The 23230-nt window shown below is 60.2% G+C and carries 22 protein-coding genes and 1 tRNA gene; 9 read left to right on the plus strand and 14 right to left on the minus strand.

The features are described 5' to 3' along the window. The first annotated feature begins 108 nt into the window (after window positions 1-108). Entirely contained in the window at window positions 109-531 is a 423-nt protein-coding gene (locus tag K3175_RS11285) for a response regulator (protein ID WP_221543486.1), read from the plus strand. Here the strand turns inward: K3175_RS11285 and K3175_RS11290 are convergent. After that, the gene (locus tag K3175_RS11290; RefSeq protein ID WP_221543487.1) at window positions 503-1522 is read right to left on the minus strand and encodes a sensor histidine kinase; all 1020 of its coding nucleotides are present in this window, start codon (window positions 1520-1522) and stop codon (window positions 503-505) included. The two genes, K3175_RS11285 and K3175_RS11290, sit on opposite strands and share 29 nt — an antisense overlap. Before the next feature lie 156 nt (window positions 1523-1678). Between K3175_RS11290 and K3175_RS11295 the strand changes: the two genes are divergently transcribed. From K3175_RS11295 to K3175_RS11315, 5 genes are all read left to right on the plus strand, one after another. Further along, window positions 1679-2923, plus strand: coding sequence for a toxic anion resistance protein (locus K3175_RS11295; protein WP_221543488.1), 1245 nt, complete (start codon window positions 1679-1681; stop codon window positions 2921-2923). 1 nt (window position 2924) lies between these two features. Continuing rightward, on the plus strand, window positions 2925-3680 hold the full coding sequence (locus K3175_RS11300) for a hypothetical protein (protein WP_221543489.1): 756 nt from the start codon (window positions 2925-2927) through the stop codon (window positions 3678-3680). Then, window positions 3680-3982 carry a polyhydroxyalkanoic acid system family protein gene (locus K3175_RS11305; protein WP_221543490.1) on the plus strand — a complete coding sequence of 101 codons (303 nt, stop codon included), beginning with the start codon at window positions 3680-3682 and terminating at the stop codon, window positions 3980-3982. Before K3175_RS11300 ends, K3175_RS11305 begins: the two co-directional genes overlap by 1 nt. A gap of 169 nt (window positions 3983-4151) precedes the next feature. After that, window positions 4152-4688 (plus strand): biliverdin-producing heme oxygenase, encoded by a 537-nt coding sequence (locus tag K3175_RS11310; RefSeq protein ID WP_221543491.1) that lies wholly within the window; start codon window positions 4152-4154, stop codon window positions 4686-4688. Next, window positions 4685-7237 (plus strand): HWE histidine kinase domain-containing protein, encoded by a 2553-nt coding sequence (locus tag K3175_RS11315; RefSeq protein ID WP_221543492.1) that lies wholly within the window; start codon window positions 4685-4687, stop codon window positions 7235-7237. Before K3175_RS11310 ends, K3175_RS11315 begins: the two co-directional genes overlap by 4 nt. A gap of 6 nt (window positions 7238-7243) precedes the next feature. Here K3175_RS11315 and K3175_RS11320 read toward each other — a convergent pair whose 3' ends face one another. From K3175_RS11320 to K3175_RS11345, 6 genes are all read right to left on the minus strand, one after another. After that, a complete protein-coding gene (locus tag K3175_RS11320; RefSeq protein WP_221543493.1) occupies window positions 7244-8011 on the minus strand; it encodes a class I mannose-6-phosphate isomerase in 768 nt (255 codons plus the stop codon). Window positions 8012-8034: 23 nt separating this feature from the next. Beyond that, window positions 8035-9051, minus strand: coding sequence for a mannose-1-phosphate guanylyltransferase (locus tag K3175_RS11325; protein ID WP_221543494.1), 1017 nt, complete (start codon window positions 9049-9051; stop codon window positions 8035-8037). Between the two features lie 51 nt (window positions 9052-9102). Further along, complete coding sequence (locus K3175_RS11330) at window positions 9103-9825, minus strand: TonB family protein (protein ID WP_221543495.1); 723 nt, start codon at window positions 9823-9825, stop codon at window positions 9103-9105. Window positions 9826-9956: 131 nt separating this feature from the next. Continuing rightward, window positions 9957-12530 (minus strand): TonB-dependent receptor, encoded by a 2574-nt coding sequence (locus K3175_RS11335; RefSeq protein WP_221543496.1) that lies wholly within the window; start codon window positions 12528-12530, stop codon window positions 9957-9959. Window positions 12531-12777: 247 nt separating this feature from the next. After that, window positions 12778-13707: an isopenicillin N synthase family dioxygenase gene (locus K3175_RS11340; RefSeq protein ID WP_221543497.1), complete on the minus strand. Its 930-nt coding sequence runs from the start codon at window positions 13705-13707 to the stop codon at window positions 12778-12780. Window positions 13708-13863: 156 nt separating this feature from the next. Beyond that, window positions 13864-15183 (minus strand): NupC/NupG family nucleoside CNT transporter, encoded by a 1320-nt coding sequence (locus K3175_RS11345; protein WP_221543498.1) that lies wholly within the window; start codon window positions 15181-15183, stop codon window positions 13864-13866. A gap of 146 nt (window positions 15184-15329) precedes the next feature. On the opposite strand from K3175_RS11345, the gene K3175_RS11350 reads away from it, so the two are divergent. Continuing rightward, window positions 15330-16019 carry a queuosine precursor transporter gene (locus K3175_RS11350; RefSeq protein ID WP_221543499.1) on the plus strand — a complete coding sequence of 230 codons (690 nt, stop codon included), beginning with the start codon at window positions 15330-15332 and terminating at the stop codon, window positions 16017-16019. A 4-nt stretch (window positions 16020-16023) separates the two neighbouring features. Here the strand turns inward: K3175_RS11350 and K3175_RS11355 are convergent, their stop codons facing one another. From K3175_RS11355 to K3175_RS11365, 3 genes are read right to left on the minus strand one after another with little or no spacing between them, the layout of a single operon-like run. Next, window positions 16024-16539 carry a DUF421 domain-containing protein gene (locus K3175_RS11355; protein WP_221543500.1) on the minus strand — a complete coding sequence of 172 codons (516 nt, stop codon included), beginning with the start codon at window positions 16537-16539 and terminating at the stop codon, window positions 16024-16026. 48 nt (window positions 16540-16587) lie between these two features. After that, window positions 16588-17577, minus strand: a complete 990-nt coding sequence (locus tag K3175_RS11360; protein ID WP_221543501.1) for a radical SAM protein — start codon at window positions 17575-17577, stop codon at window positions 16588-16590. Further along, window positions 17574-18989: a dihydrolipoyl dehydrogenase family protein gene (locus K3175_RS11365; RefSeq protein WP_221543502.1), complete on the minus strand. Its 1416-nt coding sequence runs from the start codon at window positions 18987-18989 to the stop codon at window positions 17574-17576. Before K3175_RS11365 ends, K3175_RS11360 begins: the two co-directional genes overlap by 4 nt. Window positions 18990-19067: 78 nt before the next feature. On the opposite strand from K3175_RS11365, the gene K3175_RS11370 reads away from it, so the two are divergent. Both K3175_RS11370 and K3175_RS11375 read left to right on the plus strand, forming a co-directional pair. Then, window positions 19068-20120, plus strand: a complete 1053-nt coding sequence (locus K3175_RS11370) for a methyltransferase domain-containing protein (protein ID WP_221543503.1) — start codon at window positions 19068-19070, stop codon at window positions 20118-20120. Next, window positions 20114-21166: an SDR family oxidoreductase gene (locus K3175_RS11375; RefSeq protein WP_221543504.1), complete on the plus strand. Its 1053-nt coding sequence runs from the start codon at window positions 20114-20116 to the stop codon at window positions 21164-21166. Before K3175_RS11370 ends, K3175_RS11375 begins: the two co-directional genes overlap by 7 nt. Here the strand turns inward: K3175_RS11375 and K3175_RS11380 are convergent. The 4 genes from K3175_RS11380 to folK all read right to left on the minus strand — a co-directional run bounded on the left by K3175_RS11380 (window position 21163) and on the right by folK (window position 23203). Then, window positions 21163-21885, minus strand: a complete 723-nt coding sequence (locus tag K3175_RS11380) for a glycosyltransferase (protein ID WP_221543505.1) — start codon at window positions 21883-21885, stop codon at window positions 21163-21165. The genes K3175_RS11375 and K3175_RS11380 overlap by 4 nt on opposite strands. Beyond that, a complete protein-coding gene (locus K3175_RS11385; RefSeq protein WP_221543506.1) occupies window positions 21882-22457 on the minus strand; it encodes a TIGR04282 family arsenosugar biosynthesis glycosyltransferase in 576 nt (191 codons plus the stop codon). The genes K3175_RS11380 and K3175_RS11385 overlap by 4 nt, the downstream gene beginning before the upstream one ends. Window positions 22458-22511: 54 nt before the next feature. Further along, a tRNA-Lys gene (locus tag K3175_RS11390) sits at window positions 22512-22587 on the minus strand. 109 nt (window positions 22588-22696) lie between these two features. Next, complete coding sequence (gene folK / locus K3175_RS11395; protein ID WP_221543507.1) at window positions 22697-23203, minus strand: 2-amino-4-hydroxy-6-hydroxymethyldihydropteridine diphosphokinase; 507 nt, start codon at window positions 23201-23203, stop codon at window positions 22697-22699. Window positions 23204-23230 lie beyond the last annotated feature (27 nt).

Here is a 23230-nt window from a genome sequence, read left to right on the forward strand (position 1 = left end):
GCCTGGGATTGCCGAGACGTGGGATATTTCGGGCGATCTGCGGAACAGCTCGCTGTCTTGGTTGTTTTTTGGGCAGTCTCGGGTCGCGCCGTATGATTACGTGAAGTTATGAATGAACATTTGGCTGGTAAGCGGGTCCTCATTGTCGATGACAGCCCCATGCTTGCGTTCGAGATGGTCGATCTGATTGAAGATATGGGCGGGGTACCGGTTGGCCCGGAGCATAGTCTATCTGCAGCCCTGCGAACTGCGCGCATCGAGGCCCTGGATGGGGCCTTGCTGGATATTGACCTTAATGGCGAACAAGTCTGGCCCTTGGCCAACCAACTGATGGATCACTCTGTACCGGTCGTATTTATATCGGCCGAATGCACGGACCGGAATTTTTTTCCGGAGCGATTTCAAAGTCACTTGTGCATCGAGAAACCTGCGGTGAGCTGCGATATTCTCGATGGGCTATCGAAGGCGATGCAGAGCAAGGCAGCGCCGAAGGCCCGCCCGGTCAGTTCAGTGTCGAGAGATGAAACGTAACTGACGGCCCCGTGCGGTGCCACTCGATCTTCGCTCGAGATGATCCGGCCGAACCCAGCCTTTCGATGAGCTTGCTTCCCGATCCGGTCGACTGTGGGGCTTCGACGGGCATGCCGCAGTCTTCATGCCAGTGAATGCTCAAAAGCCCGTCGAGCAGCGTTGACGACAGAGTCACCTTGCCATCGCATCCGGGTGCCAAGGCCCCGTATTTGAGCGAATTGGTCTGCAATTCACCCAGGATCAACGCCAACTGCTGGACAGCGTCGTCACCCAGACGCGCATCAGGGACAGGCAAAAGCTCGATCGCCTCGCCCGCGCCGCTCGCCTCCAACACTTGAACCATGGCCTCGGCGGCAGAGATCGGCGCATCCCGGTGCACGGTCAGCAGGTCCTGCGCGCGCGCAAGCGCAAAGATCTTGCGTTCGAATTTTTCACTCATCTCCGCCGCCGTTTCTGAGTGGCGGGCAATCAATTTGGCAACCGATCCGATCACAGCCAGCTGGTTCTTCAGCCGGTGACGCATCTCGCGGGCCACCGATTCGGCGAAATCGACTTCGCGCTCAGCCTCCTCGCGGCGCATCTGATCATTTAACCTGCGGCTGACATAACCGCTGACATCACGTGAGGTCGCCAGCACATGGGTGATCGCGCCTTTGTCATCGTAAACGGGCGCCACGCTGACATCCCACCAGCTCGGCTTGCCGGACATAGTGGGGCAGAGCGCCTCGAAGCGGGATTGCTGCCCGCGCGCCGCCTTGTCGAGCGAGCCTTCGATGAGCTTGCGCGATTCCGCAGGCCACAGATCGCTCCACTTCTTGCCGGCAATCATGCCGAAGTCGGGAATTTCCATGGCCTTCTGGCCGTTGCGGTTCATGAATTCGAGCTCGCCCGCGGGGCTGAGAAGCTTGATGCAATCCTGGCTCTGATCGAGAATGGCAGTCAGGACCTGCTGCGTTTCGGCCCCGAATTGTTCCTTGAAGGTGCTGCCCACCACCATGCTCCCCGCGTAGTCCGCTGTCCTGCGCGGCCTATATCATAGAATTCTATTTTGTCTGAGTCTTTTGAACGCTAGGCTCGCCCCGCTTGAACATCCTGTCTTACATACCTAATACAGGATCGGAACAGTTTACGGAGGTCTTCGCCAGTCATGAGTGACGCCAAAACGCAGGCAGAACAGGCCAAGGCGCCTGCCGCCCCTACCACCACGGCCGCTCCGCCGGAATTCGACCTCACGCCGCCGGACCCGGTTCCAGTGGTTTCGGCCGAAAAGGCCGCCGGTCTCGTGCCGGTTTCGGAAGATGTGAAGAGCAAGCTGGAAACCAAGGTCGACGGCTTCGTCAACGATCTGATCTCGCAGGATGCCAATTCGCCCGAATTCGGCAAGAAGGTCGATCAGCTGACCAATATGGGGCGCAAGGAAATCATGGCGGCCTCCGGCATGTCCAACCGCTTCCTCGACCGTCCGGTCCGCGCGATGGACAAGGACGAAGGCGTCGGCGCGAACCTCGCCGAACTGCGCCGCGTGGTGGAAGATCTCGATCCGGGCAAGCGGGGCAAGCTTTCGGGCACGCGCAAGATCCTCGGCATCATTCCCTTCGGCAACAAGCTGACCAATTATTTCCGCAGCTACCAGAGTGCGCAGACGCATATCCAGTCGATCCTCAACAACCTTGCCAGCGGCAAGGACGAACTGATCATGGACAATGCCGCGATCGACGTGGAACGGCAGAAGCTGTGGGAAGCGATGGGCAATCTGGAGCAGATGATCCACATCTCCAAGACGCTCGACACCAAGCTCGAAGACAAGGCCGCCGAACTCGACGCGACCGATCCTGCCAAGGCCAAGGCGGTGCGCGAAACGGCGCTGTTCTATGTCCGCCAGCGTACACAGGACCTGCTCACCCAGATGGCGGTCAGCGTGCAGGGCTATCTCGCGCTCGACCTGGTCAAGAAGAACAATGTCGAACTGGTCAAGGGTGTCGACCGGGCCAGCACCACCACGGTCGGCGCGCTGCGCACGGCGGTCACCGTGGCCGAAGCCATGACCAACCAGCGGCTCGTGCTCGGGCAGATCACGGCGCTCAACGAAACGACTGCGGGCATCATCGACAGCACCGGCACGATGCTGCGCGAACAGACCGGCAAGATCCACGAACAGGCCGCCGCAAGCACCATTCCGCTCGAAACGCTGCAGCGCGCGTTCCAGAACATCTACGACACGATGGACGAAGTAGACCAGTTCAAGGTGCGCGCTCTCGACAGCATGAAGCAGACGGTCAATACCCTCTCGAGCGAAGTAGAAAAATCAAAGGGTTACATCGCCCGCGCCGAAGGCCAGGCCCAGGCCCAGCAACAAGTAGCCGACAGCGGCCTCCTCAGCATCGAGCGCTGATATGGGTGACCTTAGCAAAGATAGCGACCGGATCCTCCATGAGGCCCGGTCGCTGCGCGACGACAATCGCACCGGCGGACGGCACCGGCGCGCCACCTCGATCGGCGCTGGCTCGGCCGAACTGAAAGCGAAGCATTACGCCAGGAAGCTGGTCCAGATCGCCATCGGGATCGTCGGCATCATGATTGCTGCTGGCGTTGTCGGCGCGATCATCGGCGGCATCGGCTTCTGGGGGGTCATGCTTTCCGTCCTCGCTATTCTGGTCGTCACCGGTGTCGTGTCGACGCAAAAGGTCAAGGTCCCCAAGCGGGCAGACATCAACAAGGGCAATGTCCAGCAGATGGTCGGCCGTACTGAATTGTGGCTCGAGAACCAGCGCCCCGCCCTGCCTCCGCCAGCGGCGAGGATCGTCAGCGATATGGGCGTGCAGCTCGACGCCCTCGGATTGCAATTGGAAGGCGTGGACCAGAATCACCCCAAGGCACGCGAAGTGCGCAGCCTGGTCGGAGAGCAGCTTCCCGAAATGATCGAGAGCTACCGCCGGGTACCTGCGCACCTGCGTAGCGAAGAGCGCGCCGGATCCACGCCCGACCGGCAACTGACCGAAAGCCTCGGCAAGATCAGCGGCGAGATCGACTCCATCACCCGTCAGCTGGCGGAAGGCTCGCTCGACGACCTCGCGATCAAACACCGCTATCTCGATTACAAATTCGGCGAAGGCGCCGAAACCAGCCCCCAATTGGAGCATAAGGACTGATGCGCGTTCCCCTGCAGCACAATCTTGGTAAGGAGGAGGTGCGCCGCCGGCTTCATGCTCGTAGTCATGAAATTGGCGACGCCATTCCCGGCGGCGTTGCGGATGTCAGCGTAGCCTGGCCCCATGAAGACTGCATGGCGCTCGACATCAAGACAATGGGGAATGTCGTGAAATCGCGGGTTCTCATCGAAGACACCCAAGTCATCTTCGAAGTCGATCTTCCGCCAGCGCTTTCCTTTGTCGAGCCGCTGATCGCCGGAGCGATCCGCAAGAAGGGCCAGAAGCTGCTTGAGCCCCAATAGGCAGGCATGCGGGGCCGACCGCGCGAGGTGAGCCAACCCTTTAAGCAGCAGGAACAAATTTGTTTGCCAACCGCTTTTACGCGGGGCAGCGGATTGGTATTGTCCGCTTACGCGTCCATCACCTTCTGCGAAGCTTGCGATGGGGATGGTCTGGATATGGGATCGCAGGTTGAGAAATGCATTACGGGAAGCGACGAGCGAAACTCACGCTCGTCTCGATGAAGCAGTTGGCCACTTGCCACTGTCGTCAGCGGACAAGTATGCCTTTTTCCTGACTGCCCAGTATCGGGCGCGCCTAGCTGTCGATGAAGCGTTCGAGAATCAGGCGCCCCATGGCATGGTCGCTCCGCCTTCACAGACTAGGCTGCTGGAACTCGACCTCAAGGATCTCGGCTCCTCGCCCACCCAGCAATGTGGCAAGCTGAGCTTTGATACAGAGTTTGAAGCGCTGGGTGCGGCTTGGGTGATCGCGGGATCCTCACTCGGCAACCGCGCTATCCTGCATCAGAGGCGCAAGAGGGAATTAGCGGGACCGCAACGTTTCCTTGAAGACGACCGCCTTACATCTTATTTTTCTGATCTCCGCACTGTTCTCACCGAAATTCACGCGGCTACCCATGTGGACGAGGCCGTGCTGGGGGCTACGAAGACATTCGAGGTGTTCGAGCGCGCCTTTGCAATTAAGCGATCGGGAGTCGCTGAATGAATACCGAAAACATGCATGTCGACCTTTCCAGCTGTGACCGTGAGCCAATTCATGAGCTTGGGCTGATCCAAGGATTCGGCGCGCTGATCGCTATCAATTTGGACTGGTTCGTGGGACAGCGATCCGCGAATCTCGAGCAAATGCTTGGGCTCCATGAACCGGTCGAGATCGGCGCTCGCCTTTCGTCCTATCTATCCAAGACGGCTTTTGAGCGCCTTCGCAGCGCGGTGGCGGGCCTTGTCGATCCTGACCAAGTCGGGCGCCTTTTCGGTCTTGATCTGATCGGCGATGGCAGGCTTTTCGACTGTGCCGTACATTCCACCGGGGCGTACATAATCATCGAAATCGAGCCGCATGCCGAGGGAGATGTCAATCGGCAGATCGGTCTGCTTCGTCCCATCATGGCTCGTCTGGAGAAATTCAGCGACGCCAACAAGCTGCTCGCAGAGGCGGCTCGTCAACTTCGCATGTCACTCGATATTGATCGGGTCATGATCTATCAGTTTCACAAGGATCTGTCGGGCGAAGTGGTAGCCGAGGCCAAGCGGGATGACCTTGGCGGTTTCCATGGCCTTCGTTATCCCAAAAGCGACATTCCCGCACAGGCGCGCGAGCTCTATAAACGCAATCGCTTTCGCATCATCAGCGATGTCAACGAAAAGCCTGTCCCGATCGAGCCCGGTTATACCGCCGAAGGCGATCCCATAGATCTGTCCTTGAGTACGTTACGCGCGGTATCGCCGATCCACATCGAATATCTGCAGAACATGGGCGTGGAAGCTTCGCTGTCGATATCCATCATTATCGAGGGCAAACTTTGGGGGCTGTTTGCCTGCCATCACTATTCCCCCAAGGTTTTGCCCTATTCGCAGCGTACATCGGCCGAACTCTTCTCCGAGCTCTTCTCGATGATGCTCGAGCGGACTCTCTTCCGCAAACGAGACGAACAACGCGACGCAAGTCGGCGGGTGCACGATCGGCTTATGCGCGACATCGCCGCCGGAACGCCTCTGGCGGAGAGCCTGCCTTTGCTGACCCCCGTAATTCAGCAGATCATTCCGCATGATGGCGCCAGCGTTTTCGTCGAGGATGTCTACGATTCCAGCGGCGCAGCTCCTAACGAAGAAGAGTTCCGCGCGATAATTTCAGGACTGAACAGCGCGGCAACCAGCCGGGTCTTGGCCATCGATTCGTTGACTGAAAGATTGCCGAAGGCTGAGAGGTTTGCAGACCGCGCTGTTGGTGCGCTTGTCATCCCGGTCTCTCGCACGCCACGTGATTATCTTGTGCTCTGGCGCCGGGGACTGGTCCAGACCGTCACTTGGGCGGGAAAGCCGGAAAAGACGGTAGAATATGGCCCTAATGGACCTCGCCTGACACCGCGGAAAAGTTTCGAGGCCTGGCAGGAGTCGGTAGAAGGCCGGAGCGCTCCATGGACCGATGGAGAACTGCAGGTCGCAGAAGGTTTGCGGGTGACCCTGCTGGAGATTATTCTCCGGCTGACCGATGATGCCGTCAAGGAACGGGCCAAGGCTCAATCTCAGCAGGAACTGCTGATTGCCGAGCTCAATCACCGAGTGCGGAACATCCTGAACCTTATTCGTGGGCTCATCAACCAGTCCAAGCACGAAGCTGGCAGCATCGAAGAATTTTCGGATATCGTCGGCGGGCGAATTTCATCTCTCGCCGCCGCTCACGATAACATTACCAAGGGTAATTGGTCTGCCGCTCCGCTCAGCGAACTGATCGAAACGGAAGCCCATGCCTATCTGAGCAAGCAGAAGGACCGGTTGCAGGTAACCGGGCCAGAAGCCATGGTGGCTCCGGAGGCTTACACCGTCCTTGCGCTCGTCATCCACGAGATGATTACGAATTCCGCCAAGTATGGTTCGTTATCCGATAGTTCGGGTCGTCTCGACATAACGATAACCCGCAATTCGGACGATTCGCTGCAGATTGACTGGAAGGAATCGGGCGGGCCACCGGTAAAGCCACCGACCCGGCGCGGCTTCGGATCGACCATCACCGAACGATCCATACCCTTCGAATTGAATGGCGAGGCTAATGTCGATTATCGGCTTTCGGGCTTGGAAGCCTCGTTTTGCGTCCCCTCACGCTGTGTCGAATGGAATGGCGCATTCATCGGCGAACCGGACGGAGCCAAGAACATGCAGACGGATGATAATGTGCCGCAGGATACACCTGAAAGCGTCCTTCTGGTCGAAGATAGCATGATCATCGCTCTCGACACCGAAGACTGCCTTCGCGAACTCGGGGTGGAGAATGTCCATGTCCAAAGCACAGTTGCAGGTGCCCTGTCGTTTCTGGAAAAAACGTCGCCGGGATTGGCGATCCTGGACTATAATCTCGGAAATGAGAGCAGCGAACGCGTAGCTGAAAAGCTGGCTGAATTGGGCGTAACCTTCTGGCTTGCGACTGGTTACGGAGAGATGGAGGACCGTCTGGGAGAACTCGGCGCCTCGGGCTTGCTCACAAAACCTTATGGCAAGGCAGAGCTGGCGACCATACTGACTAAATCCAAATCCTGATGAAATTCAGGCGGCAGCGAATAAGAGCGCCCGCTCGCAGGCGGTAAAGTCTATTAAATGCAGCGCGTCAGCCCAACCGGCGCCGCCAGGATGAATTTCGCAGTTCCCGATGCGGCAATGCCCGGATAATGGGAGGACTTGCACCGCACTGGGAAATTGTGCTGCGATAGTTCCGGTGGGGCGACCGACGCATTGTGCCACTTTGAAATGCCGAGAAGTCAGCAGCACCTGTTCTTCGGTGGGATCTACGCTGGCCCAGATGCCCTTCGCCGCCGAAGGTTCGGCAAGAGACTGAAGTGCTTCCTCGATTTGAAGGGGGCGCCCTCGGCCGTAATCGTATAGTCGAAAAGTTGTATCGACGTTTGGCTGTAGCTCAACCAGCGTAACCCCCGCACCAATGGCGTGCACAGTCCCAGCGGGCAGGAAAAGAAGATCATCTTTCTTCACCGGTCGCCAGCTCAGAAAATCTGATAGCGTACCATCGAATGCCGCCGACCTGATTTGCAGCGTTGAGAGAGGCTCACGAAAACCTACTGCGATACGGGCGGTCGGCTCTGCGTCGGTGACGACCCAACACTCGTCTTTACCTATTCTCGCTGGGCAGAACTTTTCCGTAGGATGGATCTGTATGGAGAGAATATCGCTCGTGAACAAATATTTAGAGAGGATGCGCTTGAGAGGAAGGGGCACCTCGAAGCGGATTTCCCCTATTGCTTCATCTTGCTCGCCGTAAGGACATGGCAAATTCTTAGAGCCCCACGGCTTGCGAACCAAGGACGCACGAAGCCTCCCTCCGCTCAAGGAAGATCGCTTTCGAGATAATCGTTCAACTTTTGGGCGTGATCCCGGGCCGTGATCAAAATTTCGTCTCCATCCACCACGATAACTACGTTCTCTAGCCCAATCGCGGAAACTCGTGGACCGTCGGACTGTATCAGTACGTTTTTGCAATCCGCCATTCGCGCAGATGCGTCGGCAACATTGCCTTGTCGATCTGAGGGCCGAGCATCCATGAGTGCGCGCCAATTGCCGACATCCGACCACTCCATCTCAGTGGTCACGACAGCAGCATTTGCGGTGTTCTCGAAAACGGCATAATCGACACTTTCCCCGACGATGTCATCGTAGAGTTCTGCGGAAGGATAAAACCCGCCCTCAAGTTCTTCCCCGCACTCTACCGATCGGCTAACCAATTCAGCAGAGACCGGACGCAACTGTGCGAACTCACGCAAGAAATCCCCGGCGCGGAATACGAAAATACCTGCATTCCATACCACATCGGACCGCGCGATAAGCGTCGCAGCCTGTCCAGCATCAGGCTTCTCCCAAAAACGCGAAATGCTGTAACCAGGGTCGAGAGCATCGCCCAAGTTAATATAACCAAAGCCGGGTTCCGCGCGTGTCGGTGTGATCCCAAGACACACTAGCAGCCCCCTTTTCGCAAGCTGCGCAGCTTCGGACACGGCCTTAACGAAAAGCTCGCTGTCACCTATGAGATGATCGGCAGGGCATACGAGCAGGATGTCATCGGCTTTCGCTAGAGTCGCAGCCAAAGCTATCGCAGTTGCCGTGTTGCGAGGCGCCGGCTCAACCGCGAGCAGGCAAGAACCAGCCTGTTCGCGCGCGATCTGCTGGTGGTCTTTCCCGCAAACTACCAAGGGTTTGAGAAACATAGGGTGGGCCACCCGATCGATGGCTTGCTGAAAGAGGGTGCGCTCCCCAAACAGCTTTAGAAAGGGCTTTGGCATGTGAGGTCGGCTTACGGGCCACAGGCGCTTTCCAGACCCACCGCATAAGATCACAGGCTGGATCACGTGACATGCACCTTCAACATAGAATGTGCTTAGCTTCCCGAACCAAGATTGTCAGTTAAAGAACCGTTGCTGGTAGAGGAATGTGGATGCGACTGGATTGCCTTGGGCATCCCGCGCAGGCTCGAACCTGATCTGCTGGTAGGACAACTCGCACACGCGAGCGTCCGTTTCAGGAAAAGGGCTGGCCCGATAGATAGAACACGACGTCACCCGTCCTGCGGCGGACACCGACAAGCGTACGATCACCGATTTGCCGATCCGCGCCTCGCGTCCACCGGGCGGGATAGGAAATGCACTCGAATCGGAGATGCTTTGAACCAGTTCTGGTTTGGTTGCCGCGATACCGCCCTGTCCACCGCCCCTACCGGCGCCTGTCCCTGAACCTGAGCCTGCGGCTCCCGTGCCATCACCAGCCTCCGTTGCACCCGAACTTTGGGATGTCCCGGTGGAAGACGCACGTGGAACCGGCTTGTCCTCCCTTACCCTGACCATTGGTTTGGGAGCAGTGACCGGCTCCGGAACCGCTTCTTCCCCCGGGTCGCCTTGAGCCCCCTCATCAGGTTCCGGCTCGACCACCGGCGGCTCTTCCTCAGGTGCAGTGACAGTGACGGTAAATGCAGCGACTACCGACTTCTCGACATGCGCAGTCGCATTGGGGGCGAAGCTGCGGACCAAAAAATAAACGACGGCGAGATGCAGAATGACAATTAGCGCGATAACCCATGGATTGGGCCTCGATTTTTTCGTGCTAAAGCGAGAAGCTTCATCGGTCATAGGCGCAGTAACGGGCCAACAGTGCGGAGCGTTCCGCCTGTGAGAGAGCAAACTACGGGTCACAGATCGCTCAACAAAAAAGGGCGGCCCAGAGACCGCCCTTTTCGATTCTGAAGGGTGTAAAAGCCTTATCAGAAGCCCCACACCAGCGACGCGGTGAATGCCCGCGGCGCACCGATGTTCACGAACTCTCCCGAAGTCGTAAGTCCGGTTGGTGCCGAACCGATATAAACTTCGTCGAACAGGTTCATTACATTGAGCTGGAAGTACGCCTTGTCGAGATCTTCGTCGAAGTAGCCGAGCGATAGACGAGCATCGATGTCAGCTACGGTGTAGCCGGGCAATTCGATGGTGTTGATATCGTTCAGGTAACGAGATCCCGTGCGCTTCACCTGAGCACCGAACTCGACGGGACCGAGATCGAACTGAGTGCGGGCGCCAACGGTAAACTTCGGAGCACCTGCTTCGCGCTTGCCAGCAGTAGGAGCAAAGTCATCTTCGCCGATCTGGATATCGTCGTTGATGTCGGATTCGAGGTACGAGCCAAACACGTAGAACAAGACCGGTTCGCTAGGCTTCCAAGCGATGCTGCCATCGAAGCCATATTTATCGACGCCGCCGAGGTTGCGAGTAATACTACGGTCCAAGATCGGATCATAGGCGGTGGCAAGACGGTTCTCATACCGATTGTACCAACCGGTGATCTGAGCCTGCACGGTGCTGGTCTGATAGCGAGCCCCCACATCGACCGAGTGAGACGTTTCCGGTTCTGGAGCGACGCCGGTGTAAAGCGAGCCATAAAGAACATCAGTGTTCGGAGCCGAGAGGTTCTTCGAATAGCTGGCGAATACGCTGGCGCCCGGGGTGAATTCGTAGGTCAGACCGACCACAGGAAGGATCGCATCGTAATTGTAAGTGGTAGAAACCGGTCCAACCGTACCGTCGTTTTCGGCGACGTACTCAGCAGTATCTTCTGCGCCGTTGATGCAATCGACGTTGCCAGAAGCGCTGGTCGTCACGCAGTACTGGTTGAGTTCACGCTCAAAGAACGGGACGCGAACCCCCAACTCAGCCGTAAGGCCACCAAAAACGCCACGATACTGTGCAGCTGCTTGATGCAGGATCGCGAACGACTTGCGGTTGCGCTTCTGCGGGGCCAGGCCATCAGCATCGAGCAACGGATCATTGACCGGATAGATGTCTTCTGGTTCGCCGTTTCCAAGCAGGAAGCCTGCCGTACCTGTCTGGCGATGGCGAGCGTGATCGAGCGTATAGGCCAAACGCACACGGTGGTCCGGATTGATCTCATAAATCAGGTTCGCGATTACGCCGTAACGATTGGTCCGGGTATGACTTGGCGAGAGAATGTTGACGTAATCGAGAGTGTCACCGTCGCCGTTGAGATCGACGCCACCGAAATAGTAGTATTGTGTCGAACGCGGAGAAATGGAGATCACTTCGCCGGTTTCTTCGTCACGCGTGACAGAAAGACGGTTGGCGTTACGAATATCGCCAGTGAAAATCCCACCCGTATATCCGTCGATCGAACTGCCTTCGTATCCGATAGACGTACCACCGCCGTTAGCTTTCACGTACTGGAAGCTCGGATCAACGGTGAGGGTCAGGGCATCGCTCAACGTGAACCGCGATGCGCCACGAATATTACCAGTATTTGATGGGTTATAGCGGCGTTCGAAAGGTGTACCGCAGTTGTTGTATCCATCCGCATCTTGATATGCCGCGTAAGCCTCGAGATCGGTAGGATCAGCAATATCCGCCGGTGTCTCGAAAACCGGCGCGGCTACCGCACACGGCGCGCCGTCCGACACTTCGTAGAAACGGTCTTCAGGATCCTGCAGTGGGCTCGGCTCACCGGTGTAGCGATAGGTCGAACCGTTGAAGTTGTTGCGGTTTTCGTTGTAGTGACCTGCGAGCGAGATGAAGTCGTCCGCATTGCCAAGCGGCTGGAAAATTTTCGCATTGTACTGCTGCTTGTCCACGCCGCCGTAGTTCGAGAAAACCGAGTCGTTTTCAGTACGGGAAGCGCTGACATATGCCTTCAAGCCGCCAGGTGTCAGTTCACCGGTTTCGACCTTACCGAAGAAACGGTACATCATTCGATCGCCGGGATTACCGCGTGCGAGCAGATTACCGTAGGTTAGCGTGGTGGTGACACCAAAATCATCGTCCGGTGTTTTCGACAGAATATTGATCGTACCACCGGCAGCTGCTGCGGTCGGGCTATCGACGTCTGTCGAGCCGAGGGTAACCGTTACCGATCCGATGATTTCGGGATCGATCATCTGGTTGGTGTAAAGCGCGTAGTTACCGGAGTCGTTCAGCGGAAGACCGTCGAAGGTCTGCGAAATGCGATCAGCTCCGAAACCGCGGATGGTGAAGCTGCCACCCAACGAACCAAACGGATCATTGTTGGTGAAGCTAACGCCCGGAACAAGGTTCAATGTGTCGTTAATGGTCTGACCAGGGGCCTGACGCATGATAAGCTCGGAGTCGAGCGTCACCTTAGCCTTGGGCGAGTCGGGAATTTCCACGCCGCCTACGTCTTTCGAGCGCGTACCCGAGACAACGATAACGCTGCTGTCATCAAAGTCGACCGAGCCGGTCGACTGCGCTGCTGCCGGCACGGCGAGCATGGCGGTGGCTGTGCTGACCGCGCTCGCGGCCAGGAGATACTTGAACTTCATCGGAGAAGACCCCTTCGTCTCTTCAGATTGGAATATTTCGGTTAGCACTGGAGATGCGCCGCCCCGCTAGGCTGACGATGTTTCGCCAAAGCTATCCTTTTATGACAGAGTCAAGACAACCACAGGGAGGACGGGAGCGGCGTCGCCGGCCCACCAAAAAATACGTGTGTTTTCCAAGCATTACTCCTGTTGCAAAAAGCACACAGGCGCTAAAAACTTTCCCGAGACAGTCGATTCCCCCTGAGCCTCAGGCGAGATTGATCTCGCGCAGCCGCTCCATCAGGTAGTCATGGCTCGAGATCGGTTCGGGATGGCCGGACGGATCCTCCGAGTCGATGCAGGACGGCAAAGTTTCAATGATGTAGTCGGGCCGGAAATGAAGGAAGAACGGCATTGAATAGCGCGCCCGATACGCAGCTTCCCCGCGCGGGTTGACGACACGATGGGTCGTCGAACGCAACTTGTGATTGGTCAGCCGGTCCAGCATGTCGCCGATGTTCACCACCAGCGCGCCGGGAGGCGGGGCGATGGCCAACCATTCGTCATCGGCGGTCAGCAATTCGAGACCCGCTTCTTCTGCACCGAGCAGCAGGGTGATAGTATTGATATCGCCATGTGCAGCGGCACGGATGGCGCCTTCAGCCTCGGCGCCTTCCAGTGGCGGATAGCGTAAAAGGCGCATAACCGAGTTTCCATCTTCGACCGTTGGGGCGAAAAAGTCGCGCCGCAAACCAAGGTGGATTGCGATCGCTTCAAGCACGCGCCCGCCGGCTACCTCAAAAGCGTTGTAAAGCTCGGTAAACGTCTCGCGAAAGCCCGATACCTCTTCGGGCCAGACGTTGTCGGCCATGTATTTCGAGAGCGGATGCCCTTCCGGCAGTTCGCGACCAACATGCCAGAACTCTTTGAGGTCATGGACTTGGGCGTCCTTCGCCTTCTCGGTACCGAAGGGCGTATAGCCACGCGCGCCCCCGCCTCCCGGGATCTGATAGGCTTTCTTCACATCGTCCGGCAGCGCGAAAAAGGCCTTGGAAAGTTCTTCTGCGCGATCGATAAGATCTTGCGGAATGCCGTGGTCACGAATGACCGCGAAGCCATATTCCTCGAAGCTGCGGCCGATTTCCTTGGCGACTTCTTCGAGCGGGTGAGCAATGGATACACTGGCGATATCAGACATGGCGCCGCGATAGTCCCACCCGCGAATAGGCGCAATAGTGGCTCGCCGGCTAGGCGAGCGCTAACGAGATAGATCCAAAGGCGCGACTATGCACGCCTAGCACCACCACCGGCGACACCTGCAGAAAGGATACCGGCGCTGTCAGGCAACGAGCTGCTAATAAGGTAAGAACAACCCGGCAAGCGCAGCGCTCATCAAATTGGCAAGAGAGCCTGCCGCGAGTGCACGCAGGCCGAGCCTCGCGATGACGGGCCTCTGATTGGGCGCAAGACCTCCGGTGACGGCCATCTGAATCGCGATAGAACTGAAGTTCGCAAAGCCGCACAAAGCGAAAGTTACGATCGCACGACTGCGGTCATTCAGCGCGGCACCGTCCAGAGCGCCAAGATCAATGAACGCAACGAATTCGTTCAGAACGATCTTGGTACCGAACAAGCCGCCCGCGACACCTGCCTGATCCCAGGGAATACCAAGAAGGTACATTACCGGAGCGAAGACCCAGCCCAGCACCATCTGGAAGCTTAGAGCATCGTAGCCGAAGAGGCTGCCAACCCATCCGAGCAGGCCATTGGCCAATGCGACCAGCGCCACGAAAGCAAGAACCATTGCGCCTACCGCGACAGCGAGCTTCACGCCTGTCTGCGCCCCTTGCGCCGCAGCCTCGATCACGTTGGCAGGCTTTTCCCCGTCCTCGAAAGTCTCGGCGACCATCACTTCATGGGCCTTTTCGCTTTCGGTGATGGCAGCCGGGCCTTCGCCACTGATGCGGCCGCGCGGCAGAGAGAGCTCCCCTTCCGCTTCGGGTGAGGGTTCGCCATCGTCGGGCATGATGATCTTGGCCATGAGAATACCGCCGGGCGCAGACATGAACGCCGCCGCAAGCAGGAACGGTAGATAATCGTTACCCAGCAGGCCCGCGTAAGCCGCCAGAATGGTGCCAGCTACACCGGCCATGCCCACGCTCATCAAAGTGAACAGGCGCGACGGGGCCAGTGCGGCGAGATAGGGCCTCACAACCAGCGGACTCTCGGACTGCCCGACGAAAATGTTTGCGGCCGCGCCCAAGGACTCGACCTTGGATATCCCAGTCACCCAACCGATCGCGCCGCCGACCCAGCGCACGATGCGCTGCATGACCCCGAGGTAGTAGAGGATCGAAACCAGCGCAGCGAAGAAAATGATTACCGGCAAGGCGCCCAGGGCGAAGGTGTTCGACAAGGGATTGTTTTCCGGTGCGCCAAAGAGGAACTGGGTTCCCTGATCTGCATAGGAAAGCAGGGCCGCCACGCCGTTGGACATCGCATGTATGACAGCCCTTCCGCCACTCGTGCCAAGCACCAGGAAAGCCATCAGCGCCTGTAACGCAAATGCAGCGCCAACGATGCGTAACTTGATCCGCTTTTTGCCAGTGGAGAGGAGAAAAGCGATAGCGAGGATCACCACGATCCCGAAGATATTGATCAGTACTGGCGGCACGCGGACCCCTTCGCATTGCACTACGTACAACTTGGACTAGTTGCGGATGAAATCGGCCGCTACCTTGCACGGCACTGCCTAGTCAATTTACGGGCGCAATTCCAGCTTCGGCTGTCACCAGACATGAAAGTACACCGTCTCTCATCATGACAGAACAGCATGGCGAAATTCGCATCAACGCCGCAGCGACACCGCTGGGGCTCTTCGTCTACACTCTGATCTATGGAGGCATGACGGTGCTTGCTGGGGTGCTGGCATTCAAGCAGGTCCAGCTTTACCCCACCAATCTTGCTGTCGAATCGGGCATCTTCGCCTTCCTGCTTCTCGTGGTGATTTCCAGCACGATTGCACAGCTGTACGGTGAGAAACTGGCAAATCGTATCGTGTGGTGGGGCTTCCTGCCGCTCCTGATCGCAGCACTTTTGATGCAATTAGTGCTGCATCTGCCCGCTTCCCCCGAAATGGCCGGGGGCCGCGGCGAAGATCTGGCGGCCTTCGAGCGGGTTCATGCGACAATCTGGCGGGTCTGGGCAGCCGGCCCAGCTGCGTATCTGGTTTCCCTGCTGCTCAATGTATGGATCTTCGCCCGCCTGCGCGGGAGCGACGAGAACACGGGCACAGTATCTTTGATGCTGCGAGGCGCGATCGCATCGGCGCTCAGTCAGGCGATCGATTCGGTCATCTTCATCACGCTGGCCTTCTACGGACAATTCCCCATCGGCAACCTGCTGATCGGACAGATCATCGCAAAGGTTCTGCTGAGCTTTATCCTCGTACCGTTCCTGATCACCGGCGGTGTTGCCTTCGCAAGGCGGCTGGACAGACGCAGAAGCTGACGCCTTACGGTCTGTCGATCCCCTCGATAATCCGGTCCTCCAGAGTATCGCCGTGGAGGACGCTGATGTCGCCGGTGGTTTCGAGCACCACTGCTCTCACTTGGCTCAACTCCAGCACATTCGCTTCGCGTAGCTTGGCGAAAAGATCGCTCTCGGCGACACGGGAAATATCCAGCGCTCCCTCGACGATCTGACCGTTATACATGAGCATGATCGGGCCATTCTGAATAGCTTCCTCAAACGCTTCCGAATTCCGTCTGATTCGCGCGACCAGGTACTGAACGCCAAACAGACCACCCGTCGCCAGCAAAGCCTGCGCAAAGGCAGTCCACTCGCTCGCCTGCACTGCCCCTGCGAGAAGCGAGCCTGAGGCGATCGTCACGACGAAATCGAAATTGGTCATCTTGGATAACGTGCGCAGGCCGATCAAGCGGATCAGTGCGGTCACCCAGGCGACGCCGATTAGTGAGAGGATTGCCGCGCGGGCGACGATGTCGAGCCAGGTTTCTTCGAAGAACATGCCCCGCCAACGCGCGGGCGCGCAAACCCTTCCCGCACATGATAATAATCAGGCGGAACAGCTCGCTCCGCCGAGCACGCAGAAACGGGCGCAGTGGGGATGGTTCAGAGGAACGTCGCAATCCGCCTCGGCCAGCGTCCCGCCGAGGTCGAACCCGTCGTCATGCGGGATGAGTGTGCAGGCTACCACCCGCGGTGCGGGTTCACCCTTGCGATGCACGATCATGCGGCTGGTGTTGCACATGATGTCGCTTGGCGACTTGCCGAGAATGTCCCAGCAGGCGGTCGTGATCTCGGCGATATCCTTGTCGGCGTCCATCTCGGGGAAGAGCACTAGTTTGCCAAGGTCATCCATATCGAGGGCGATGCCCTGCTCGGCGAAGAGGGCGGCGTAGTGGTGGCGGGCGGGGTGCTCGCCTTCGCCGGGGAGCAGCCGGCCGGCGACAGCGATGGAGAAGCCGCCCTGCGACAGCCAGCGCAGCCCGTCCATCGCCGCGTCCCAGCTGCGCGGCCCGCGTTCAGCCTCGTGCACGGCCTTGCTGTAGTGGTCGAGGCTGACGCGCAGGGTCAGCCGGTCGCCATGCTGCGCGCGCAAGGCGAGCAGTGCGTCCTCGTGCCGCCGCATCGGCTTCATCGCATTGGTCAGCACCAGCACCGCAAAGCCGCGGTCGAGCGCCGCCTCCAGCATTTCGATGATGCCGGGGTTCATGAAGGGCTCCCCGCCGGTGAAGCCGATCTCGCGCGTGCCCATGCCCTGCGCCTCGTCGAGGAAGCGCACAGCATCGGCGACCGAAAGATAGACCAGCGCATCATTGGTCGGGCTGCTTTCGATATAGCAGCTGGCGCAGGCCAGGTTGCACAAGGTGCCCGTGTTCAGCCACAGCGTGTCGAGGCGCGCGAGCGGGACGCTGGCGCGCGGTTCGCCTTTGGCGGTGACCTTGGGATCGCTGAACTTTTCGCGCGGAAGGCTGGCCGCATCCACGGCGAAGGGCGAGGGTCCGGCCGGCGCATTGCGCGATTTGCTGCGGGTATCGTTCATGCCAGACGCCTCCGCATCCGCGCGACGAGCCCGGCCCATTTCTTCGGAACCGTGCCGAACACCGTCGGCTCCCAGGCGCTGAAGGCACCGGCTTTCGAGATCTCGCTCCGGGTCGGATACGGAACGATGGCCGAACCGAGCGCGAAACTGCTGCTTTTGCCCGTAATCGTCTGGGCGAGCGGCAGGACCATTTCGCCGGCATGCTTGCCGACGATGCTGGCGCCGAGCACCTTCCGGCCTTTCAGCACGAGCTTGAGATGACCCGCATCGTCGCCGTCGGTCAGCGCGCGTTCGTTGTCGTGGAAGCTTTCGGTCACCACCCTGACCTTGTCCCCGTACCGGCTGCGCGCGTCCTTTTCGGTAAGGCCGACCTGCGCCACTTCGGGATCGGTATAGGTACACCAGGGCAGCGCCGACCAGTCGACCTTGGCAGGGATGCCCAGCGTGATCTCGAGCGCCACGTTCGAGCCTTCATAGCCCGACACATGCGTCAGCCGCGGCCCGTCGCGGCAATCGCCGATCGCATAGATGCCCTTCACCGAAGTGCGGCGCCGATCGTCTACCACGATGCCATTGTCGTTCATCGCGACGCCCACTTCCTCCAGCCCGAAGCCGGTGCAATTCGCGCGCCGCCCGGTGGCGATCAGCAGATGTGTGCCGTCGATCGTCTCGCCCCCCGCCGTCAGCCGGAAGCCCGCGCCCTGCGGCTCGACCCGGTCGGCAGTCGCGTGGACGAAGCGTACCCCTTCGCGTTCCAGCGCGGCGCGGACGACCGCCACGCTGTCGGGATCGTCACGCCCCATCAACTGCCCCGGTTCGACCACCGTGACCGCGCTGCCCAGCCGCCGGAAGGCCTGCGCCATTTCCATGCCGATCGCGCCGCCGCCCGCGATCACCAGATGATCGGGCAATTCCTCCAGCGCGAACAGCGTCTCGTTGGTGAGGTAAGGAACCTCGTCCAGTCCGGCGATCGGCGGGATGGCGGGTTTCGATCCAGTGGCGATCACGATGCGCGGCGCGGTGAGCGTACGCCAGGCCACTTCCACCGATTGCGGGCCGGTGACCTGCGCCCAGTCGCGAAATACCTCGCAGCCCATCTCTTCGAACCGCTCTTCGCTGTCATGCGGAGCGATGGCGGCGATGGCATCGTGGATATGCCGATGCACCCCGCCCCATTCTACCTCCGGCGGGGCGAGCGTGACGCCGTGGCGCGTGGATATCCGCGCCTCTGCCGCGCGGGCAGCGGCTGCGATCAGCGCCTTCGACGGCACGCAGCCATCGTTGAGACACTCCCCGCCCATCTTGCGCGCTTCGATCAGCGCGACATCGAGCCCGAACAGCGCGCAGCCGCCCGCAGCAGTCAGACCGGCAGCACCGCCGCCGATCACGATCACGTCATGAGTGAATTTCATCACTTGCTCCCTAGGCCATTATGCGGGACAGGCGAAGGGCGTTTCCCGCATGCAGCATTTCGAAAGGCTTCCAGCCCCATGAACTTGGCCAATTCGCAGGATTATTACGGCAAGGTACTTGCCTCTTCCGCCGATCTCAAAACCGATGCCTGCTGCACGGCAGAGGCCCCGCCTCCCGCCGTGCTCGCCGCCATGCGCAATGTGCATGAGGATGTGCGCAGCCGCTATTACGGCTGCGGCCTGGTCACCCCGCAAGCGATCGAAGGGTGCCATATCCTCGATCTTGGGTCGGGCAGCGGGCAGGATGCCTATATCCTTGCCCAGATGGTTGGCGAGACAGGGTCGGTCACCGGTGTCGACGCCACGCCCGAGCAACTGGCCGTCGCGCGCCAACACGAGGACTGGCACCGCGACCGCTTCGGCTATGCGCAATCGAACGTGCGGTTCATCGAAGGCGATATCGAAAAGCTGCTGACGCTCGATCTGCCGGAAAACCATTTCGACGTGATCGTATCCAATTGCGTCATCAACCTGGTGGCGGACAAGGGCGCGGTGTTCGAAGCGGCCCACCGATTGCTGAAGGATGGCGGCGAACTCTATTTCTCCGACGTCTATTCGGATCGCCGAGTCCCCCCTTCCCTGCAAAGCGATCCGGTGCTGCATGGCGAATGCCTTTCCGGCGCGCTATACTGGGGCGATTTCATCGCGCTGGCCAAGGCCGCCGGTTTTGCCGATCCGCGGCTGGTAACCAGCCGCCCGCTCGGCATCGACGATCCCGCCATCGCCGCCAGGCTTGACGGTATCGGCTTCCATTCCGCCACCTATCGCCTGTTCAAGCTGCCCGGCCTCGAATCGCAATGCGAAGATTACGGCCAGGCCGTGCGCTACAAGGGCACGCTGGCGGGGAGCGAGCGGGTCTTCGAACTCGACGGCCACCACCTGATCGAGGCCGGTCGGATGTTCCCGATCTGCGGCAACAGCTGGAAAATGCTGGCCGACACGCGCTTTGCCCAGCATTTCGATTTCTTCGGCGATTTCTCGACCCATTACGGCGTCTTCCCCGACTGCGGAATTGCCATGCCGTTCACCGGCGGCAGCGATGACGCGCCCCAGCCCGCCGCCTGTTGTTGAGGATCCTCGTCACTGGTGCCGCCGGCCTGCTGGGCGGCGAGCTGTGCAAGCGCCTGCTCGAAGCCGGTCACGCGGTGACCGGGCTCGTGCACCGCAATCCCACGATCTGCGGGAATGATGGGCAGGCCCTCGCCATCGATACGCTCACGGGCGACATTTCCCAGCCCCGTTTCGGCTGGGAGGCCGAGCGGTTTGCGGAAGTGGCGCAGGCGCACGATTTGCTGATCCATTGCGCCGCGACCGTGCGCTTCGATCTGGCGGAGGACGATTATCGCGCTGTCAATGTAGACGGCGTGGCGCATGCACTGGTGCTGGCCGAAGCGGGCGGGATGGATTTTCTCCATGTCTCGACCGCCTATGTCTGCGGCATCCGCAACGGCACGATCAGCGTGAACGATGCGCTGCCGGGCAGTGGGCCGGGTAGTGGGCCGGAAAACGCGCCCGAAATCGGTTTCGCCAATGGCTATGAAGCCAGTAAGGCAGCGGGTGAGCGGCTGGTGCGCGCGAGCAGCGTGCGCTGGGCCATCGCGCGCCCTTCGATCGTGGTCGGCGATTACGAAACCGGCGCAATCCGGCAATTCGACACCACCTACGCCGCGTTCAAGCTGATCGCCGAGGGCCGCGTGCGGCAGATGCCCGCGCGGGCGGACGGTACGCTGGATTTCGTGCCGCTCGACCACGTGGCGCAAGGGATCGTTCTGATCGCCGAGCGGATGGAGGATGCGGCGGGCGGCACCTATCACCTCGTTTCGGGCCAGCCATTGCCGGTGACTGCCTTTGCCGGCGCGATCGGGTCCTATCCCCAGTTCCACGAACCCCGACTGGTGACGCCCGAAGAGTTCGATCCGGCGTCGCTACAGGCGCTGGAGCGGCGGCTCTACAAGCGCGTGGCGGGCCTTTACGCCAGCTATTTCCAGCGCGATCCGCATTTTTCGGATACCGAATTCCGCAAGCTGTCGGGCCGGGGCTGCCCGCCTACGGGGCCCGCCTATATCCACCGGCTGATCGATCACTGTATTGCGGTGGGCTTCCTGCCCGCCGCCTAGCGCACGTCGGGATAGTGGCGCGCCATCCGCCCGCGCAGGCCGAAGGCCCAGAGCATGCCGACCTTGAAATAGATCCAGTTCGCTTTCAGCGGCCCCCAGGCCGCGATCCGGCGGTCCGATGTTCGGACGCGGCGGCGGACCATCTTCACGCGGCCCAGCGCGGCGAGCTTCACGCACAGATCGGCCTCTTCCATAACCGCATCGCCCGGCGTGCAGCCGCCCACGGCAAGGAATTGCTGGCGGCGGAAGAACATGGCGTGATCGCCGAAGAGCAGCCGCACCCCGCGCAGGAACAGATGCGGCCGGGTGATGAGCGGGGCGTACCAGGTCTTGGCCCAATTATGGATCGTGGTGCCCCAGCGAACACCTTGCGGCCCCGCGATCACCGGCGTGAAACTGGCAAGCGCGATGGAGGGATCGGACAGAGTGTTCTCGATCACCGCGATCATGTCGGCGGGCGGGATGGTGTCGGCATGGAGGATGCAGACAAACTCGCCCTGAGCCTGCTCCACCCCGTGATTGATCTGCTTCGCACGGCCCCTTGGCGCGCTCAGCACGCGCCATCCGGCGGCCTCGGCGATGGCTATTGTGGCATCGTTGCTGCCGCCATCGACCAGCAGGATTTCCAGCGGTGCGGGATCCAGCGCGCCGAGGCTGGCGATCAGCGCGGGCAGCGCCTTTTCCTCGTCCAGCGTAGGGACCAGCAGCGTGACGCTCATTCGAATTCGGGCCACTGGGCCAAGTCTTCGGCGGTATCGATATCGGCCAGTTCGGGCAGGATCGCCGGGCCATGGCCGCGCGCCGCCAGCCGGGCGAGCGTTTCGGGCAGCACCTTGGGCGTGCTCCATTCCATATCCTCGAACAGGAAGGCCACGGGTTCGCGAAAGCCGATCAGATAGTAGCCGCCGTCATTGGCCGGGCCGAGCACGACGCGCCGATCCTCCAGCGCACCGGCGGCAGCGCGCAGCAGCGGCGCGGTGATGCCGGGGCAATCGCTGCCGATGATGAGGGCGGGCGCCTCCACCCGCGCCATCCGCGTCCCGAGATCGCCATCGCCCTGCTCAACCACCGCTACATCTTCACCGAACAGGCCGCGAAATGCTCCGACTTCCCCGCCGGTCACGCGCAATTCGAAAGCGAGCCCGCTTTCGCGCGCAACGTCCACGGTGAGCGCAAGCAGCCGCGCATAGAGCCGCGCCGCGCCTTCCTCGCCCAGCGCGGGAATGAGGCGCGTCTTCACCTTGCCGGGGACCGGCAGGCGGGCGAATATCGAAAGACGGGGACCGGTCATCGCCGTCACCTTAGCGCCTGTGCGCCACGGGTGAAGGGGATGACGGAAGAAACGTGGTGAGCCGTGCTGGGTTCGAACCAGCGACCTACTGATTAAAAGTCAGTTGCTCTACCGACTGAGCTAACGGCCCGACCACGGGCGGCTCCCTAAGCAGGTGGCTCCGGCTGGTCAAGCATGGTTTGTCCAGCTTTTCGCAGGCCGGTCCGTTCGGGGCCTTGTTGCGGCACTTGCGATGCAGGTCAGGCGCGCAGGTCTGGGCGGGGTTTACGGATGCGCGCGGCGAGTTGCCGCAGCGTGAGCGCCGTTACCGGATCGCGCCAGTGGGGAGCGATTTCGGCGGCCGGTCCGATAACGAAATCCCGCTCGCGAAACAGCGGGTGGGGGATGGTGAGGTCTGCCGATGCCCAGACGCCGCCGCTCCACAGGACGATATCGAGATCGAGCGGGCGCGCGCGCCACCTTGCTCCGCGCCGGCGGCGTCCGAACTCGCGCTCGACCTCCTGCAGGACATCCAGCAGCGCCGCCGGGGCAAGCCCGGTCTCGATCACCGCCGCCGCATTGGCATAGCGTCTGATCGAAGGGCCGATGGGCCGGCTGGCGATGATGCCGGAGACCGCGGCGACTTTGCACTCGGGACGGGCCAGCCTGCCGATGGCGGCCCGCAGGACCTGCGCCGGCCCGCCCACGCCGGGAACGCGCATGTTCGAACCCAGCGCGACAAGATAAAAGTGGCGCGGTTCGGCCATCACGCGTCGCGGCGCGCCGGGAAAGGC

This window comes from Qipengyuania aestuarii (assembly GCF_019711535.1).
GTDB classification, from domain to species: Bacteria; Pseudomonadota; Alphaproteobacteria; order Sphingomonadales; family Sphingomonadaceae; genus Qipengyuania; species Qipengyuania aestuarii.

What these genes read in the sequence shown, in the direction of transcription:
- K3175_RS11285 (WP_221543486.1), top strand. Translation starts at nt 109, where the DNA reads ATGAATGAACATTTGGCTGGTAAGCGGGTCCTCATTGTCGATGACAGC.
- K3175_RS11295 (WP_221543488.1), top strand. Translation starts at nt 1,679, where the DNA reads ATGAGTGACGCCAAAACGCAGGCAGAACAGGCCAAGGCGCCTGCCGCC.
- K3175_RS11300 (WP_221543489.1), top strand. Translation starts at nt 2,925, where the DNA reads ATGGGTGACCTTAGCAAAGATAGCGACCGGATCCTCCATGAGGCCCGG.
- K3175_RS11305 (WP_221543490.1), top strand. Translation starts at nt 3,680, where the DNA reads ATGCGCGTTCCCCTGCAGCACAATCTTGGTAAGGAGGAGGTGCGCCGC.
- K3175_RS11315 (WP_221543492.1), top strand. Translation starts at nt 4,685, where the DNA reads ATGAATACCGAAAACATGCATGTCGACCTTTCCAGCTGTGACCGTGAG.
- K3175_RS11330 (WP_221543495.1), bottom strand. Translation starts at nt 9,825, where the DNA reads ATGACCGATGAAGCTTCTCGCTTTAGCACGAAAAAATCGAGGCCCAAT.
- K3175_RS11335 (WP_221543496.1), bottom strand. Translation starts at nt 12,530, where the DNA reads ATGAAGTTCAAGTATCTCCTGGCCGCGAGCGCGGTCAGCACAGCCACC.
- K3175_RS11340 (WP_221543497.1), bottom strand. Translation starts at nt 13,707, where the DNA reads ATGTCTGATATCGCCAGTGTATCCATTGCTCACCCGCTCGAAGAAGTC.
- K3175_RS11350 (WP_221543499.1), top strand. Translation starts at nt 15,330, where the DNA reads ATGACAGAACAGCATGGCGAAATTCGCATCAACGCCGCAGCGACACCG.
- K3175_RS11355 (WP_221543500.1), bottom strand. Translation starts at nt 16,539, where the DNA reads ATGTTCTTCGAAGAAACCTGGCTCGACATCGTCGCCCGCGCGGCAATC.
- K3175_RS11360 (WP_221543501.1), bottom strand. Translation starts at nt 17,577, where the DNA reads ATGAACGATACCCGCAGCAAATCGCGCAATGCGCCGGCCGGACCCTCG.
- K3175_RS11365 (WP_221543502.1), bottom strand. Translation starts at nt 18,989, where the DNA reads ATGAAATTCACTCATGACGTGATCGTGATCGGCGGCGGTGCTGCCGGT.
- K3175_RS11370 (WP_221543503.1), top strand. Translation starts at nt 19,068, where the DNA reads ATGAACTTGGCCAATTCGCAGGATTATTACGGCAAGGTACTTGCCTCT.
- K3175_RS11380 (WP_221543505.1), bottom strand. Translation starts at nt 21,885, where the DNA reads ATGAGCGTCACGCTGCTGGTCCCTACGCTGGACGAGGAAAAGGCGCTG.
- K3175_RS11385 (WP_221543506.1), bottom strand. Translation starts at nt 22,457, where the DNA reads ATGACCGGTCCCCGTCTTTCGATATTCGCCCGCCTGCCGGTCCCCGGC.
- folK (WP_221543507.1), bottom strand. Translation starts at nt 23,203, where the DNA reads ATGGCCGAACCGCGCCACTTTTATCTTGTCGCGCTGGGTTCGAACATG.